The sequence below is a fragment of the Arenimonas aestuarii genome, from assembly GCF_054781715.1.
Genome location: NZ_BAAGTW010000004.1, coordinates 589,286 through 603,274 on the forward strand (window position 1 = coordinate 589,286; position 13,989 = coordinate 603,274).

The following is a 13,989-nucleotide window of genomic DNA, read 5'->3' on the forward strand; positions in this document are numbered from 1 at the left end:
AGCCAAGCCGAGGGTCGCCAATCAATGTGGCAGGGCAAGGATGCGTTCGACGATCGTGGCAAGTCCGGTGTCCTCCGGGCGCTCACGGCCCATGAACCAGCGCCAGAGCTTATCGTCCTCGGTGTCCATCAGACGTAGGAACAAGGCTCGTTCCGATTCATCGGCGGCCGCCCAGCGGCCGTCGAGATAACGCAGCATCAGCTGGTCGAGTTCGCGCATGCCGCGCCGGCAGCGCCAGCGCAGCCGGCGAAGCTCGGGGTCTTCGCTCACAGAATCCCGGCCAGCAGCACGCCCCACAGCACCACCAGCACCAGGCCACCGCTCACATAGGCCAGGAAGCGGTGCCTGACCTTGTTGTAGCTGCAGTGGATGGCGCTGTGCACCACCCGCAGGGCCACGAACGCCCAGGCCAGGCCCACCGTCAGCGGCGAAGCCAGGTCCATCTGAACGCCCACGACCAGCGCCAGGTAAAACAGCACCGGGAGTTCGAACAGGTTGCGGAAGTTGTCCGCGGCACGGCTGTCCTTCAGGCGCGCGGCCATCTGGGCGGACGTGGCCACTGCCTGGGGATGGATGCGCTCGCGCGCCAGTTGGCCCAGGCGCTCGGCACCCATGCGGCCCATCACGACGAACGTGAGTGCGGCCATGGCAAAAGCTGGCATGAGCAGGTCGCGTGATTCCATCTCAGGCACCCCTCCGCTGAAGCATCAGCTTCTTGATTTCGCCGATCGCTCGCGCCGGGTTCAGGCCCTTCGGACAGGTGCGTGCGCAGTTCATGATGGTGTGGCAGCGATAGAGCTTGAACGGATCCTCGAGGTCGTCCAGGCGGGCGCCCGTGTCTTCGTCGCGCGAATCGACGATCCAGCGGTAGGCCTGCAGGAGCACGGCCGGACCCAGGTAACGGTCGCCGTTCCACCAGTAGCTCGGGCAGCTGGTCGAGCAGCAGGCGCACAGGATGCACTCGTACAGACCGTCGAGCTTGGCCCGGTCTTCCTTGGACTGCAGGCGCTCCTTGGCTGGTGCCGCGCTCTGCGTGCGCAGCCAGGGCTTGATCGACGCGTACTGGGCGTAAAAATGCGTCAGGTCCGGCACCAGGTCCTTCACCACCGGCATGTGCGGCAGCGGGTAGATCGGCACTTCCTTCTTTCCGCAGTCTTCGATGGCCTTGGTGCAGGCCAGGGTGTTGGTGCCGTCGATGTTCATCGCGCAGGAGCCGCAGATGCCCTCGCGGCAGGACCGGCGAAAGGTCAGCGTGGGGTCGATTTCGTTCTTGATCTTGATCAGCGCGTCCAGGACCATCGGCCCGCACGCGTCCATGTCGACCTCGTAGGTGTCGGTGCGCGGGTTGGCGCTGTCGTCCGGGTTCCAGCGGTAGACCTTGAAGGTGCGCACGTTCTTCGCGCCCTGGGCCGCGAAGTGCTTGCCCTTGCCGACCTTGGAATTCTTGGGGAGGGTGAACTCAGCCATTTTCGGTTATCCAGGAGTCAGTAGGTGCGGGCCTTGGGCGGGACGACGTCCACGTCCTTGCTCAGCGTGTACATGTGCACCGGGCGATAGTCGAGGCGGGTCTGGCCCGCGTCGTCCACCCAGCACAGGGTGTGCTTGTGCCAGTTCTGGTCGTCGCGATCGGAGAAATCCTCGCGGGCGTGGGCGCCACGCGACTCCTTGCGGTTCTCCGCCGACACCATGGTGGCCACGGCCTGGCCCAGCAGGTTCTGCAGTTCCAGGGTCTCGATGAGATCGGAATTCCAGACCATCGACCGGTCGGAGACGCGCACGTCGGCGAAGGAAGCCTGCACTTCGCTGATCTTCTGCACGCCCTCGAGCAGGGTTTCGCCGGTGCGGAAGACCGCGGCGTTGTTCTGCATCACCTGCTGCATGTTGTCGCGGATGACCGCCGTGGGCGTGCTGCCGCTGGCGTTGCGCAGCTTGTCGAGGTTGGCCAGGGACTTGTCGCAGGCCGACGGCGCCAGCGACCTGTGCGGCGCGCCGGGCTTGATGGTTTCGGCACAGCGGTTGGCCACCGCCCGGCCGAACACCACCAGGTCGAGCAGCGAGTTGGACCCCAGGCGGTTGGCGCCGTGCACCGACACGCAGGCCGCTTCGCCGATGGCGTACAGGCCTTCGACGACGGTGTCCGGGTTGCCGTTCTTCAGGGTGACCACTTCGCCGTGGTAGTTGGTCTGCAGGCCGCCCATGTTGTAGTGCACGGTCGGCAGCACCGGGATCGGCTGCTTGGTCACGTCGACGCCGGCGAAGATCTTTGCGGTCTCGGCGATGCCCGGCAGCTTCTCGTGGATGTCGGCCGGGTTGAGGTGGGTGAGGTCGAGATGGATGTGGTCCTTCTTCGGGCCGACGCCGCGGCCTTCGCGGATCTCGATGGTCATCGAGCGCGACACCACGTCGCGCGAGGCCAGGTCCTTGGCGTTGGGCGCATAACGTTCCATGAAACGCTCACCCGCCGAATTGCGCAGGATGCCGCCTTCGCCGCGCACGCCTTCGGTGATCAGGCAGCCGGCGCCGTAGATGCCGGTCGGATGGAACTGCACGAACTCCATGTCCTGCAGCGGCAGGCCGGCACGCAGGGCCATGCCGCCGCCGTCGCCGGTGCAGGTATGGGCCGAGGTGGCGCTGAAGTAGGCGCGACCATAACCGCCGGTGGCCAGAACCGTGCCCTGGGCGCGGAACAGGTGCAGCTCGCCGGTGCTCATGTCGAGCGCGAGTACGCCGCGGCAGGCGCCCTCCTCGTCCATGATCAGGTCAAGCGCGAAATATTCGATGAAGAACTCGGCCGAATGCGCCAGCGACTGCTGGTAGAGCGTGTGCAGGATGGCGTGGCCGGTGCGGTCGGCGGCGGCGCAGGTGCGCTGGGCGGTGCCCTTGCCGTAGTGCGTGGTCATGCCGCCGAAGGGGCGCTGGTAGATCTTGCCGTCCTCGGTGCGCGAAAACGGCACGCCCTGGTGCTCGAGTTCGATGATCGCCGGGATGGCCTCGCGGCACATGTATTCGATCGCGTCCTGGTCGCCCAGCCAGTCCGACCCCTTGATGGTGTCGTAGAAGTGGAAGCGCCAATCGTCCTCGCCCATGTTGCCCAGCGCGGCGGAAATGCCGCCCTGCGCCGCCACGGTGTGCGAACGGGTCGGGAAGACCTTGCTGATGCAGGCGGTCTTGAGGCCCTTCTGGGCCAGGCCGAAGGTGGCGCGCAGGCCGGCACCGCCGGCACCGACGACGACCATGTCGTACTTGTGTTCGTGGATCTTGTAGGCGGACGTCATGGCGTTCTCAGGCTGTGAAGACGATGCGGCCAATGGCCAGCAGGGAGGCGATGGCGGCGATGGCGAAGGCGAACTTGACGATCACCTGCAGCAGCAGCTCGGCGCCGCCGTGCACGTAGTCCTCGATGACCACCTGCAGGCCCAGGCGGGCGTGCCAGAACAGCGACAGCACGAAGGCGGTCAGCACGATGGCGGTGAGCGGCTGCGAGAGCACAGTGCGGACCCGTTCCTGGTCGGCGCCGATGAGGCCAACCATCAGGATGACGAACCAGGGGCCCATCAGGAGCAGGGCGACGGCGCTGAGGCGCTGGTGCCACCAGTGGCTGGTGCCGTCCTTGGCCGAACCCAGGCCCTTGGCACGGGCGAGCGGATTGCGAAGGCTCATGCCGCGCCCCCCATGGACAGGCCGGCCCACCACAGCCCGGCGGTGATCAGCACGGCCAGCACCAGCACCGCGTAGCCGCTGGCATAGGCCTTGGGAATGTCGTAGCCGTAGCCGGCGTCCCAGGCGAGGTGCCTGATGCCGTTCAACAGGTGATAGACCAGGCAGGCCGACAGCGCGAAAAGCGTAATCCTTCCGACCATCGAAGCCAGGGCTGCCCGGGCGAGCTCAAAGGTTTCGGCGCCGCCGGCAACCGCCACCAGCCAGGCGGCGAACAGCAGCGCGCCAAGCGCCAGCACCACGCCGGTGGCACGGTGCAGGATGGACATCGTGGTGGTCAGCTGCGGCTTGTAGACCTGCAGGTGCGGGGACAGGGGTCGTTCTTGCGTCGCCATGGGCTGCGCTCGTCGGTTGGAGTGGGAAGGATGCCCTGCCGGATGTCGGCGTGGCGTCAGAAGTCGATGCAGCGGCCGTTCTTCTCCCAATCGCCGTAGCGCGTGGGGTCGGGACCGTCGCGTCCGCCGATTTCCTCGGGGGGCGCCGTGCCGGCCGGGGTTTCGGGGCGGGTGCGGGTATCGCCTATGATGCGCGGCTCCGAGGACATCTGAACATGTTAAGTCCCACCCCCATGTCGTTCAAGCCAAATCCTGCTCCGGGCACCTGCCCCACCCTGCCCGGCATCGGCCTGTTGCGTGTCGCCGGGCGCGATGCAGCGGCGTTCCTGCAGGCCCAGGCGATGAACGACGTGGTCGCGCTCTTGCCGGCGCGATGGCACTGGAATGGCCTGCTGACGCCAAAAGGCCGCGTGATTGCGCTGTTTGCGCTGCTCCGCGAGGCCGACGACCAGTTCCTCATGGTGCTGCCCGACTTCGCCGCCGCGGAGATGGCCGCACACCTGCAACGTTTCGTTTTCCGCAGCAAGCTGGACCTGCTGCCGCTGGAAAACTGGCGTGCCTGCGCGGGGCCGGCACCGACGGGCCCGGATCGCGCCCTGGCCAGCGGCGACAGTCTGACCGGCTGGGTGCTGGACCTGTCCGGTGAAGGTGCCGACCGCGGCCTGTGGCTGCTGCCCGCCGGGGATCCGGCCATCGCCACCGAAGACCCGGCGACCTCCCGGAGCTGGCGCCAGGCCGACCTGGCGCACGGCCTGCCCCGGCTCCCCGCGGACCAGCGCGAAGCCTGGACCCCGCAGATGCTGTCGCTCGACCGGCTCGCGGCGTACAGCCTGAAGAAGGGCTGTTACCCCGGACAGGAAATCGTCTCGCGCACCCACTACCTGGGCCAGGCCAAGCGGACCATGGCGCGGCTCCGGGCCGACCCTGCCCCGCCCGCCGGCAGCCCGGTCCAGGATGGGCAGGGCCGGGAGCTGGGCAGCGTGGTCTGCGTGGACGGCGACGAGCTGCTGGCGGTGCTGGCCGCCACGCCGGACACCGACGGCTTGACTGCCGCCGGCCAGGGGCTGGCCCGCCTGGAACTGCTGAACGGACTCGCTCGCTGAAGCCCGGCTCGCCTTGGCCCATGGGCGTTTGTCTGTTATACCCGCCTCCACAGGGAGGAACAGATCATGATGCTCAAGAAATGCTTGCTGGCCGCGGCCATCGCCTTCACGGCGGCGCCTGCGCTGGCCGCGGACTACACGCTTGCGGTCGAGCCCAACTACCCACCGGCCCAGGCCGAGATGGTCTACCAGCCGTTGCTCGATTACCTTTCGGCGTCCACCGGCCATACCTTCCGGCTCAAGACGGCGTCGAACTACCACGTGTACTGGCGCGATCTGCGCGCCGGCATGAAGGTTGACTTCGCCTTCGAGGAAGCCCACTTCGCCGGCTACCGCATGGGCCGCCTGGGCTTCACGCCGCTGGTGCGCACGCTTGAACCGACGCGCTACTCGCTGCTTGCCGACGCGGTGGTTGCCGATGAAGGCACCAGCGGGCTGATTGGCCGACCGGTGGTGTCGATGCCTTCGCCCAGCATGGGTTACCTGCTGATGCTGGAAATCTACCGCAATCCGATTGCCGCACCCGAGATCAAATCGGTGGGTACCGGCTGGCGCGATGGCGTGGAAATGATCTTCTCGCAGGAAACCGACGCGGCGATGGTGCCCAACTACATCGCCCAGCTGTACCCGAACCTGGTGGTCGTTTCGGAATCGCGCGAGTTCATCGGCCGTACGCTCAGCGCCGCCGGCACCGTGCCGTCCGACGTGCAGGATGCGGTCGAGGAAGCGATGCTGAAGCTGCACGAAGACCCGGGCTCCTACGAGGTGCTGGTCGAGCTGGGCGCCACCCAGTTCGTGGACGCGCCGTCGGCGGACTACACCAACAGCGAGAGCCTGCTGGCCGGCGTGTTCGGCTACAAGGCGCGCCCGGCCGCGCCGGTGGTCGAGGAAGAGCCCGAACCCGAAGCCATTGACCTCGACTCCATCAGCGACGAGGACCTGGGCGGGCTGGAAGTCACCGCGGACAACTGATCCGCCCCGCACGGCCGCCCGGCATCGCGCCGGGCGTGCCGGCGGTATCAGCCCGCTTCGAAGTGGATGATGTCGCCGCTGTTGGCGGCGAAGCTCTGCCCCAGGCTGATCGCGCCCGCCTTTCGCAGGTGTACTTCGTCACGATGCAGCTTGAGCTCGTCGTCCTCGCCCACGCGCACGAAGGTGCCATTCGTGGACCGGTCGGTCAGCATGAAGTGGCCGCGCTTGTACTCCACCATCGCGTGGGTGCGGCTGACCCAGTCGGCCTCCACCACCAGCTGGTTGCCCGGTTCGCGCCCCATCAGGAAAGGTTCGGAATCGGGCCGTAGCTCGATGGTCTCGCCGCGGTGCCTGAGCCGCAGCACCGACTCGTCGGCCGCGTCTTCCTTGCCGCCGCCCCGCGGCCCCGCCTGCACCATGGTCATGCCGGAGGTGTCCTCCTGCCAGACCAGGTCGACGATGGCGATGGGCAACAGCTTGCCGCTGACCCGCGCCTTGCCCAGGCTGCGCGCCTCGGGCACCTTGCCGGCAAGGCCATCGAAGGTCGCGGCGGTGGTGACCACCTGTTCCCGCTTGGCCAGCGATGCCATGCGTGCCGCGACGTTCACCGCATCGCCGTAGACGTCGCCGTCGGCTTCCTCCAGGGCTTCGCCGTGGTGCAGGCCGATCCGCACGGCCAGGTTGTCGCGCACGAACACCAGGTCCCGCGCCAGCCGCCGCTGCATGTCGCAGGCGGCAAGCACGCCGTTGATGGCGCGCGGGAAGGTGCACATGATTTCGTCGCCGATGGTCTTGATGACCCGGCCGCCATGCTGGGCGCAGACGCCCGACAACGCGTCGAGAACCAACGCGATCAGGCGCCGCGCCTCGACGTCGCCCTTGTTCTCGAAAAGGCGCGTACTGCCGCTGACGTCGGCGAACAGGATGGTCTGGGGCCGGGACTGGCTCATGACGTAGGGAACGATATCAGGGAATCTGCGCGGCCATCGCCACGATGTCGTCGTCCGAGGGAATGACCAGGAAGGCGGCGCCGGCCAGCGGCGTATAGGTGTCCTCGCCGACCACGCGCCGCAGGGGCTTGGCGCCCTGCCCGGCCTCGACCACGGCGGTGATGATGCCTTCGCCGACGCCGGCCGAGCGCCGCCCCTCGTCCACCACCAGGATGCGTTTGCATTCGCCGGCATGGCGGGCGATGGCCTCGGCGTTGAGTGGCTGCAGCCAGCGCAGGTCCACCACGCGGACCTTCCAGCCCTTCCCGGCCTCGATCCGGCGGGCGGCGCGCAGACTCATCGGAACGCCGTTGCCGAAGCTGAAGATGACCAGGTCGGTCGCTTCCGGGGAATAAACCCGCTCTTCGCCCAGGACCATGGCCTCGCCCGGCGCCGGGTACGTGGTCAGCCACTGGCCGTCGCCCGCTTCGTGGAGATCCTTGGTCATGTAGAGCGCGATCGGCTCGAGGAATGCACAGACGCGTCCGTCCACCTTCGCAAGCGCCATCATCGTGCGCAGCATGGTGGCGGCGTCGTCGCCGCGGCTGGGGCAGCCGACCACCAGGCCCGGGATGTCGCGCAGCGCAGTGATCGAATTGTCGTTGTGGAAATGCCCGCCGAAGCCGCGCTGGTAACCCAGCGAGGCAATGCGCATCACCATCGGGTTGCGGAACTGGCCGTTGGAGAAGAACTGCAGGCTGCAGGCCTCGCCGCGGATCTGGTCGCAGGCGTTGTGGAAATAGGCCAAGTACTGGATTTCCGGCAGCGGCAACAGGCCGACGTTGGCATACCCCTGGGCCAGGCCCAGGATCATGGTCTCGTCGAGCAGGGTGTTGAACACCCGGGCATTGCGGAAGGCCTTGTGCAGGCCCTTGGTGACCGTGTAGACGCCGCCTTTCTGGGCCACGTCCTCGCCGAACAGCAGGGCCTCGGGGTACTGGCAGAACAGGTCGTGCAGGGCCTGGTTGATCTGGATGGCCAGGTGCTTCGGGGGCTGGTTCTCCGGCAGCCGCGCCTCGCTGCCGAACACGGCCAGGCGGCGCTCGCCGAAGTCGCTGCGGGTGGCCTGGGCCTGCACCTTGTCGGGCGTGTACGGCGCCAGCGGCGCCATCACTTCGGCCAGGTCGTCGAGCTTGGGCCGGCGGTCGGCTTCCTCGGCCGCGGCGAAACAGCGCGCCCGCATGGCCTCGTACTTCGCCAGCAGTTCGTCCTTGCCCATCAGGCCCGATTCGAGCGCGATGGCCGCCGAGCGCAGCAGCGGGTCGCTGGCCTCGACCGCCATCAGCTCCTCGAAGCTGCGCCACTCGATCTCGAAGTCGGTGCCGGCGTGGCCCATGATGCGGGTGGTCTGCAGGTGCAGGAAGGTCGGGCGGCGGGTGCGGCGGCAGTGCTCGACCGCGGCCTGGACCTGGCCGTAGCCGCCGGCCAGGTCCAGGCCGTCGGCGAAGAAGTAGTCCAGGCCCGGGCGCTGGCGGAAGGCATTGCCGATCCAGCCGCCCGGGGTTTTCACCGAGATGCCGATGCCGTTGTCCTCGCAGACGAAAAGCACCGGCGCCGGCAGGCGCTGGTAGGCGGTCCACTGGGCGGTGTTGAAGGCGGTCTGTGCGGTGGCATGGTTGCTCGAGGCATCGCCGAAGCTGCACACCGCGATCGAATCATCGGGGATCGGCAGCGCGTGGCCGATGCGCCGCGCCTGTTCGATCGCAATGGCGGTGCCCAACGCCTTGGGCAGGTGCGAGGCGATGGTGGACGTCTGTGGCAACACCCACAGCGGCTTGCTGCCCCAGACCTTGTGGCGGCCACCCGAGATCGGATCGTCCTTGCTGGCCGCAAAGCTCAGGGCCGAGTCCATCACCGGGTCCAGGCCCGGCAGCTTGCGGAAACGCTCGGCCATGAAGCCGCCGGACCGGTAGTGCAGGAAGGCCGGATCGGTGTGGCGGGTGAGCCGCGCCACCATCGCATTGCCTTCGTGTCCCGAGCTGCCGATCGTGTAGAAAACCTTTTGCTGCACGCGCAGCACGCGTGCCATCAGGTCGAGGTGGCGCGACACCAGCTGCGATTCGAACAGTTCCAGGAAATCCTGCGCGCTGCAGTGGCTGCCCTCGAGCACGGCCTCGTCGGGCGCCGGCCGGTGGCCGGGCCGGCCGTCCCAGGCCTTGACGAATTCGACGAAATTGTCGTCGCAGACCTTGGCGCGGTTGACGTCCTTGTGACGGGCGGGAATGGGCGTGGCGACAGGCATGGGCAGCTCGGTTGGTAGGGATCAGGAACGCAGGCACTGGCGATTCACCCGCCACTGCGCCGCGCTTTGACCCCAGATTTCAACGGGATGGTTTTCGTACGGTGCCGGCAGTCGGCCGGGGCCGCGCAGGCTGGCGCCAAGGCGCCGGGCGACGGCCTGTGATGCGGTGTTGTCGGGGGCGATGGTCTGGATGATGTCGGTCCAGCCCAGGTGGTCCACCGCCCAGTCCATGCAGGCCGCGGCGGCTTCGGTGGCGTAGCCCTTGCCCCAGGCGGCCGGGGCAAGCGAATAGCCGACTTCGGTACCCGGCCAGCCTTCGGGATGCCAGGGCCCGACCCGGCCAACCCACTGGCCCGTGTCGCGCTCGAAGACCGAAAAGAAGGAGATGCCCTGCACGTGCCAGGCACCGACCACCGACAGCAGCGACCGCCACGCCACCGCGCGCGGCTGCACCCCGCCCAGGTGGACCATGGCGACCGGGTCGGCGCAGAACGCCGCCCAGGCGTCGAAGTCTTCGCCACGCACGGGCCGCAGCAGCAGCCGCGGGGTCTCGAGCTTCAGGCCTTCGAGGTCCATGGAAAGGGTTCGCCCGCCGGGCCGGTGATCAGAACGCGTTGATGCCGGTGACTTCGCGACCGATCACCAGCTGGTGCACGGTTTCCGTGCCCTCGTAGGTGATGACGGACTCGAGGTTGAGCGCGTGGCGGATCGGCGGGTGCTCGGTGGTGATGCCGGCGCCGCCGAGGATGTCGCGGGCTTCGCGGCAAATGTCGATGGCCATGCGGCAGTTGTTCCACTTGGCCAGCGACACCTGGGCCGGCTGCATGGTGCCGGCATCCTTCAGGCGCCCCAGCTGCAGGCTGAGCAGCTGCGCCAGGGTGATGCGGCGGGCCATGTCGGCCAGCTTGAGCTGCACGGCCTGGGTGGCGGCGATCGGGCGGTTGAACAGCACGCGTTCCTTCGCGTACTCCAACGCCGACGTATAGGAGGCGATGGCGGCGCCGATCGGGCCCCAGGTGATGCCGTAGCGGGCCTGGGTGAGGCAGCCCAGCGGACCCTTGAGGCCCTTGACGTTGGGCAGGCGCTGGCTGTCGGGGACGCGCACGGAATCGAAGTACAGCGCCGAGGTGACCGACGCGCGCAGGCTCATCTTCTTGTGCACTTCCTGGGCCTCGAAGCCCTTGGTGCCCTTTTCGACGATGAAACCCTGGATGCCTTCTTCGGTCTGGGCCCAGACGATGGCGATGTCGGCCAGGTTGCCGTTGGTGATCCACATCTTGGCGCCGTTGATGACCCAGTCGCCGCCGTCCTTCTTCGCGACGGTCTTCATGTTGGCCGGATCCGAGCCGCCGTGCGGTTCGGTCAGGCCGAAGCAGCCGATGATCTCGCCGCGGGCCATGCCCGGCAGGTACTTCTCGCGCTGCTCTTCGGAGCCATAGGCGAAGATCGGGTACATGCACAGCGAGCTCTGCACCGAAACGAAGCTGCGGATGCCGCTGTCGCCGCGCTCGAGCTCCTGGCAGATCAGGCCGTAGCTGACGGCATTGAGGTTGGCGCAGCCGTATTTTTCAGGCAGCGACGAACCCAGCAGGCCCATGGCCGCGATTTCCGGCACCAGCTCCTTGGGGAAACGACCCTGGTCGAAGCAGTCGCCGATGATCGGCAGGACCTTCTGGTCGGTGAAGCGGGCGACGCTGTCCTGGATCATGCGCTCCTCTTCGCTGAGCAGGGAGCGGATATCGAACAGGTCGGTCGGGTTCAGGGCCATGGCTGCGGTTTTCGGGCGGCGGGAAAGCCCGTGATTCTAGCTGGTTTGGCCCCCGGCTGGCATGACGGAAAAGGAAAGGGGCCGGACAGGCCGGCCCCTTCCGGGGGAAACACCGTTGGCGGGGCTCAACCCTGCGGGGGCGTATCGAAGGCCGTCACGGCGATGGTGCCGTCCTCGACCGGCAGGCGGTCGCCCGGGTCCTCGGCCATCACCAGTTCGCCGGTCTGGCCCTCGTAGCGCCAGGTGACGTTGTAGCCCACGATCTTGTCGCGCTCGCCTAGCAGCAGCTGTTCACCGGGCTTGCTTTCGGTGCGCATGCTGGCCAGCTCGCCGTCGGCGCGGTAGGTGACGTCGTAGCCGATCACTTCCTCGCGCGGCTCGGTCACGGTCTGGCAGACCTGCTGGACCTCGGTGGTCTTCTTGCCGCCGACGTGGCGGCGATCGATCTCGCGGCCCGCATAGGCGCCGCCGACGGCGCCGGCGACCGTGGCGAGCTTGCGGCCGTCACCCTTGCCCACCTGGTTGCCCAGCAGGCCACCGACCACGGCGCCGACGACCATGCCGTCCTTGTCGCCGAAACGTTCGGGCTGGCGCACCTCGACCACGCGGTCCTCGCAGACCTGGCGCTCACCGGTGCGCATTTCGGTAATGGGCGTCGAGGCAACCACCTCGCCCCAGATCTGCTCCTTCTCGGTGATCGGGGTCGAAGACAGCACCTCTGCGTACGGGGTGGCATAGGTCTGGTAGGCGGCGATGGCGCCACCCGTGACCAGCACGCCGGCCACCACAGCCAGGATCGTCTTGTTCATGCGTGTTCTCCTCTCTGGGCGGATTCTTGCCCGCTTTCGCCAGTGCAATCTGTGCCAGTAAACCTGAACCAGAGCGAAAAGGCGTGAAGGCCCCTCACCGCGTGTTAATTTCCTTGGAAGCGACGCTGACGGAGCTCCCATGCCCAACCCCCTGACCGGCCCGCTGACCGCCTTTGCCGCGCGGCTGCGCTTCCCCACCCTGTTCAAGATCACGATGGCGCTGATGCTGCTCAGCTGGCTTCTGCCCGACCCGATCCCGTTCATCGACGAGATCGTCACCGCCCTGGCGACCCTGATGCTGGCCAGCTGGCGGCGCAAGGACGACCCGCCAGGCACGGGCAAGGTGATCGAAGGCGAATCGCGCCGCGAATGAGTCCGCTGTACGACAGCCACTGTCACCTGGATGCGGTCGAGTTCGAGCCCGACCGCCGGGCCGTGCTCGCCCGCGCCCGCGATGCCGGCGTAGCGCGGCAGCTGGTGCCGGCCGTGGACCGCGCCAGCTGGGACGCAATCCGGGCCCTGTGCGCGGCCGAACCCGGCCTGCGTCCGGCCTACGGGCTGCACCCGATGTTCCTGGACCGCCACCAACCGGGCTATCTGGACGAACTGAGCGACTGGCTTGAAGCCGAGCGCCCGGCCGCCGTGGGTGAATGCGGCCTGGATTTTTTCGTCGACGGGCTTGACCCGGACGTCCAGCGGCTCTACTTCCGCCGCCAGCTGGACCTGGCCCGCGACTTCGACCTGCCGGTGGTCCTGCACGCGCGTCGCGCGGTCGAGGAAGTGATCGCGACGCTGCGCCAGGTCGGTGGCCTGCGCGGCGTCGTGCACAGCTGGTCGGGCAGCGAGGAGCAGGCCCGGCAGCTGTTCGACCTGGGGTTTTGCCTGGGCATCGGCGGGCCGGTCACCTACGAACGGGCCAGGCGCCTGCGCCGCACCGTGGCGTCGATGCCGCTCGATTGCCTGCTGCTGGAAACCGACGCACCGGACCAGCCCGATGCCGACTGGCGAGGCCAGCGAAACGAACCCGCGCGCCTGCGGCAGGTGCTGGACGTGGTCGCCGACCTGCGCGGCCAGCCGGCCGCCGCCATCGCCGAAGCGACGTCGGCCAACGCGCTGCGGCTGTTCGGCTAGACCGGCGTCACTCCGCGGGACGTGGCTTGAGCAGCAGTTCCAGGGCCTTGCCTGCCATGGCAAAGGCGAAGGCGCCGGTGACATGGGTGGCCGCACCCAGGCCGGCGCCGCAGTCGAGTTTGAGCGCCGCGTCCGCCCCCAGCTTCGGCCGCACGCCGCAGACGCTGCCATCGGCCTGCGGGTACTTCACGTTCTCCATCGAGTACACCGCCGGTACGCCAAAATAGCGGTCCGGATTACGGGGGAAACCGAAGTCGGCGCGCAGCTTCTTGCGCACCAGGGCCAGCATGGCGTCGTGTTCGGTGCGCGAGAGATCGCGCACGCGCACCAGGGTCGGGTCGCGGCGGCCGCCGGCCGACCCGCAGGTCACCAGGGGCAGTTTGCGCCGCCGGCACCAGGCGATCATCTCGAGCTTGCTGCGGAAGCTGTCGCAGGCGTCGAGCACGATGTCATGGCCGCGGTCGAGCATCTGTTCGAGGTTGGACGGCAGCAGGAAGGTGGGGACTACTTCGACTTCGATCGCCGGATTGATGGCCAGGCAGCGTTCGGCCAGCACCTCGCCCTTGCCGCGGCCGTACTGCCCCTGCAGCGCGTGCGACTGGCGGTTGGTGTTGCTGACGCAAACCTCGTCGGCGTCCACCAGCACCAGCCGACCCACGCCGCTACGCGCCAGGGATTCAACCAACCAGCTTCCGACGCCACCCAGGCCGATGACGCAGGCCTGCGCCCGGGCGAGGCGCTGGACGGCGCCCTGGCCATAGAGCCGGTCGATGCCGGCGAATCGGGAATCGTTCATCGCCATATTCTAGCCGGGCCCCGCGTCATGAACGGCTCGCGAACCGGCACGGCAGTGGTCGGCCGCGGTTCAGGGCGAACAGCCTAGCGTCGGCCCCGAGTCCCCGATTCATATGGAAGGAGTTCGC

The 13,989-nt window shown here is 67.9% G+C and carries 17 protein-coding genes; 4 read left to right on the forward strand and 13 right to left on the reverse strand.

What is annotated here, in order from left to right:
- Positions 1-21 precede the first annotated feature (21 nt).
- The 7 genes from ACYVJH_RS03630 to ACYVJH_RS03660 are packed head-to-tail and all read right to left on the reverse strand — an operon-like array spanning position 22 to position 4,261.
- A complete protein-coding gene (locus ACYVJH_RS03630; RefSeq protein WP_460453285.1) occupies positions 22-270 on the reverse strand; it encodes an FAD assembly factor SdhE in 249 nt (82 codons plus the stop codon).
- The gene (locus tag ACYVJH_RS03635; RefSeq protein WP_460453286.1) at positions 267-647 is read right to left on the reverse strand and encodes an MAPEG family protein; all 381 of its coding nucleotides are present in this window, start codon (positions 645-647) and stop codon (positions 267-269) included. Before ACYVJH_RS03635 ends, ACYVJH_RS03630 begins: the two co-directional genes overlap by 4 nt.
- 37 nt (positions 648-684) lie before the next feature.
- A complete protein-coding gene (locus tag ACYVJH_RS03640; RefSeq protein ID WP_460453287.1) occupies positions 685-1,467 on the reverse strand; it encodes a succinate dehydrogenase iron-sulfur subunit in 783 nt (260 codons plus the stop codon).
- Positions 1,468-1,484: 17 nt separating this feature from the next.
- Positions 1,485-3,275, reverse strand: a complete 1,791-nt coding sequence (sdhA, locus tag ACYVJH_RS03645) for a succinate dehydrogenase flavoprotein subunit (protein ID WP_460453288.1) — start codon at positions 3,273-3,275, stop codon at positions 1,485-1,487.
- 7 nt (positions 3,276-3,282) lie between these two features.
- A complete protein-coding gene (sdhD, locus tag ACYVJH_RS03650; RefSeq protein ID WP_460453289.1) occupies positions 3,283-3,660 on the reverse strand; it encodes a succinate dehydrogenase, hydrophobic membrane anchor protein in 378 nt (125 codons plus the stop codon).
- Positions 3,657-4,052: a succinate dehydrogenase, cytochrome b556 subunit gene (gene sdhC / locus ACYVJH_RS03655; RefSeq protein ID WP_460453290.1), complete on the reverse strand. Its 396-nt coding sequence runs from the start codon at positions 4,050-4,052 to the stop codon at positions 3,657-3,659. The genes sdhD and sdhC overlap by 4 nt, the downstream gene beginning before the upstream one ends.
- Before the next feature lie 56 nt (positions 4,053-4,108).
- A complete protein-coding gene (locus ACYVJH_RS03660; RefSeq protein ID WP_460453291.1) occupies positions 4,109-4,261 on the reverse strand; it encodes a DUF1674 domain-containing protein in 153 nt (50 codons plus the stop codon).
- Positions 4,262-4,267: 6 nt separating this feature from the next.
- Between ACYVJH_RS03660 and ygfZ the strand changes: the two genes are divergently transcribed.
- Complete coding sequence (gene ygfZ, locus ACYVJH_RS03665; RefSeq protein ID WP_460453292.1) at positions 4,268-5,155, forward strand: CAF17-like 4Fe-4S cluster assembly/insertion protein YgfZ; 888 nt, start codon at positions 4,268-4,270, stop codon at positions 5,153-5,155.
- Positions 5,156-5,221: 66 nt separating this feature from the next.
- A complete protein-coding gene (locus tag ACYVJH_RS03670) occupies positions 5,222-6,127 on the forward strand; it encodes a phosphate/phosphite/phosphonate ABC transporter substrate-binding protein (RefSeq protein WP_460453293.1) in 906 nt (301 codons plus the stop codon).
- 47 nt (positions 6,128-6,174) lie between these two features.
- On the opposite strand, the gene ACYVJH_RS03675 is transcribed toward ACYVJH_RS03670, so the two are convergent.
- The 5 genes from ACYVJH_RS03675 to ACYVJH_RS03695 all read right to left on the reverse strand — a co-directional run bounded on the left by ACYVJH_RS03675 (position 6,175) and on the right by ACYVJH_RS03695 (position 11,935).
- The gene (locus ACYVJH_RS03675; RefSeq protein WP_460453294.1) at positions 6,175-7,077 is read right to left on the reverse strand and encodes an adenylate/guanylate cyclase domain-containing protein; all 903 of its coding nucleotides are present in this window, start codon (positions 7,075-7,077) and stop codon (positions 6,175-6,177) included.
- 16 nt (positions 7,078-7,093) lie between these two features.
- Positions 7,094-9,358, reverse strand: a complete 2,265-nt coding sequence (locus tag ACYVJH_RS03680) for a thiamine pyrophosphate-dependent enzyme (protein WP_460453295.1) — start codon at positions 9,356-9,358, stop codon at positions 7,094-7,096.
- A gap of 21 nt (positions 9,359-9,379) precedes the next feature.
- Positions 9,380-9,934: a GNAT family N-acetyltransferase gene (locus ACYVJH_RS03685; protein ID WP_460453296.1), complete on the reverse strand. Its 555-nt coding sequence runs from the start codon at positions 9,932-9,934 to the stop codon at positions 9,380-9,382.
- Between the two features lie 28 nt (positions 9,935-9,962).
- Positions 9,963-11,126: an acyl-CoA dehydrogenase family protein gene (locus ACYVJH_RS03690; RefSeq protein ID WP_460453297.1), complete on the reverse strand. Its 1,164-nt coding sequence runs from the start codon at positions 11,124-11,126 to the stop codon at positions 9,963-9,965.
- A 125-nt stretch (positions 11,127-11,251) separates the two neighbouring features.
- Positions 11,252-11,935 carry a glycine zipper 2TM domain-containing protein gene (locus tag ACYVJH_RS03695; RefSeq protein WP_460453298.1) on the reverse strand — a complete coding sequence of 228 codons (684 nt, stop codon included), beginning with the start codon at positions 11,933-11,935 and terminating at the stop codon, positions 11,252-11,254.
- A 139-nt stretch (positions 11,936-12,074) separates the two neighbouring features.
- Between ACYVJH_RS03695 and ACYVJH_RS03700 the strand changes: the two genes are divergently transcribed.
- Both ACYVJH_RS03700 and ACYVJH_RS03705 read left to right on the forward strand, forming a co-directional pair.
- A complete protein-coding gene (locus ACYVJH_RS03700) occupies positions 12,075-12,308 on the forward strand; it encodes a DUF6116 family protein (RefSeq protein WP_460453299.1) in 234 nt (77 codons plus the stop codon).
- Complete coding sequence (locus ACYVJH_RS03705) at positions 12,305-13,066, forward strand: TatD family hydrolase (protein WP_460453300.1); 762 nt, start codon at positions 12,305-12,307, stop codon at positions 13,064-13,066. The genes ACYVJH_RS03700 and ACYVJH_RS03705 overlap by 4 nt, the downstream gene beginning before the upstream one ends.
- 7 nt (positions 13,067-13,073) lie before the next feature.
- Here ACYVJH_RS03705 and ACYVJH_RS03710 read toward each other — a convergent pair whose 3' ends face one another.
- Positions 13,074-13,862: a tRNA threonylcarbamoyladenosine dehydratase gene (locus ACYVJH_RS03710; protein WP_460453301.1), complete on the reverse strand. Its 789-nt coding sequence runs from the start codon at positions 13,860-13,862 to the stop codon at positions 13,074-13,076.
- Positions 13,863-13,989 lie beyond the last annotated feature (127 nt).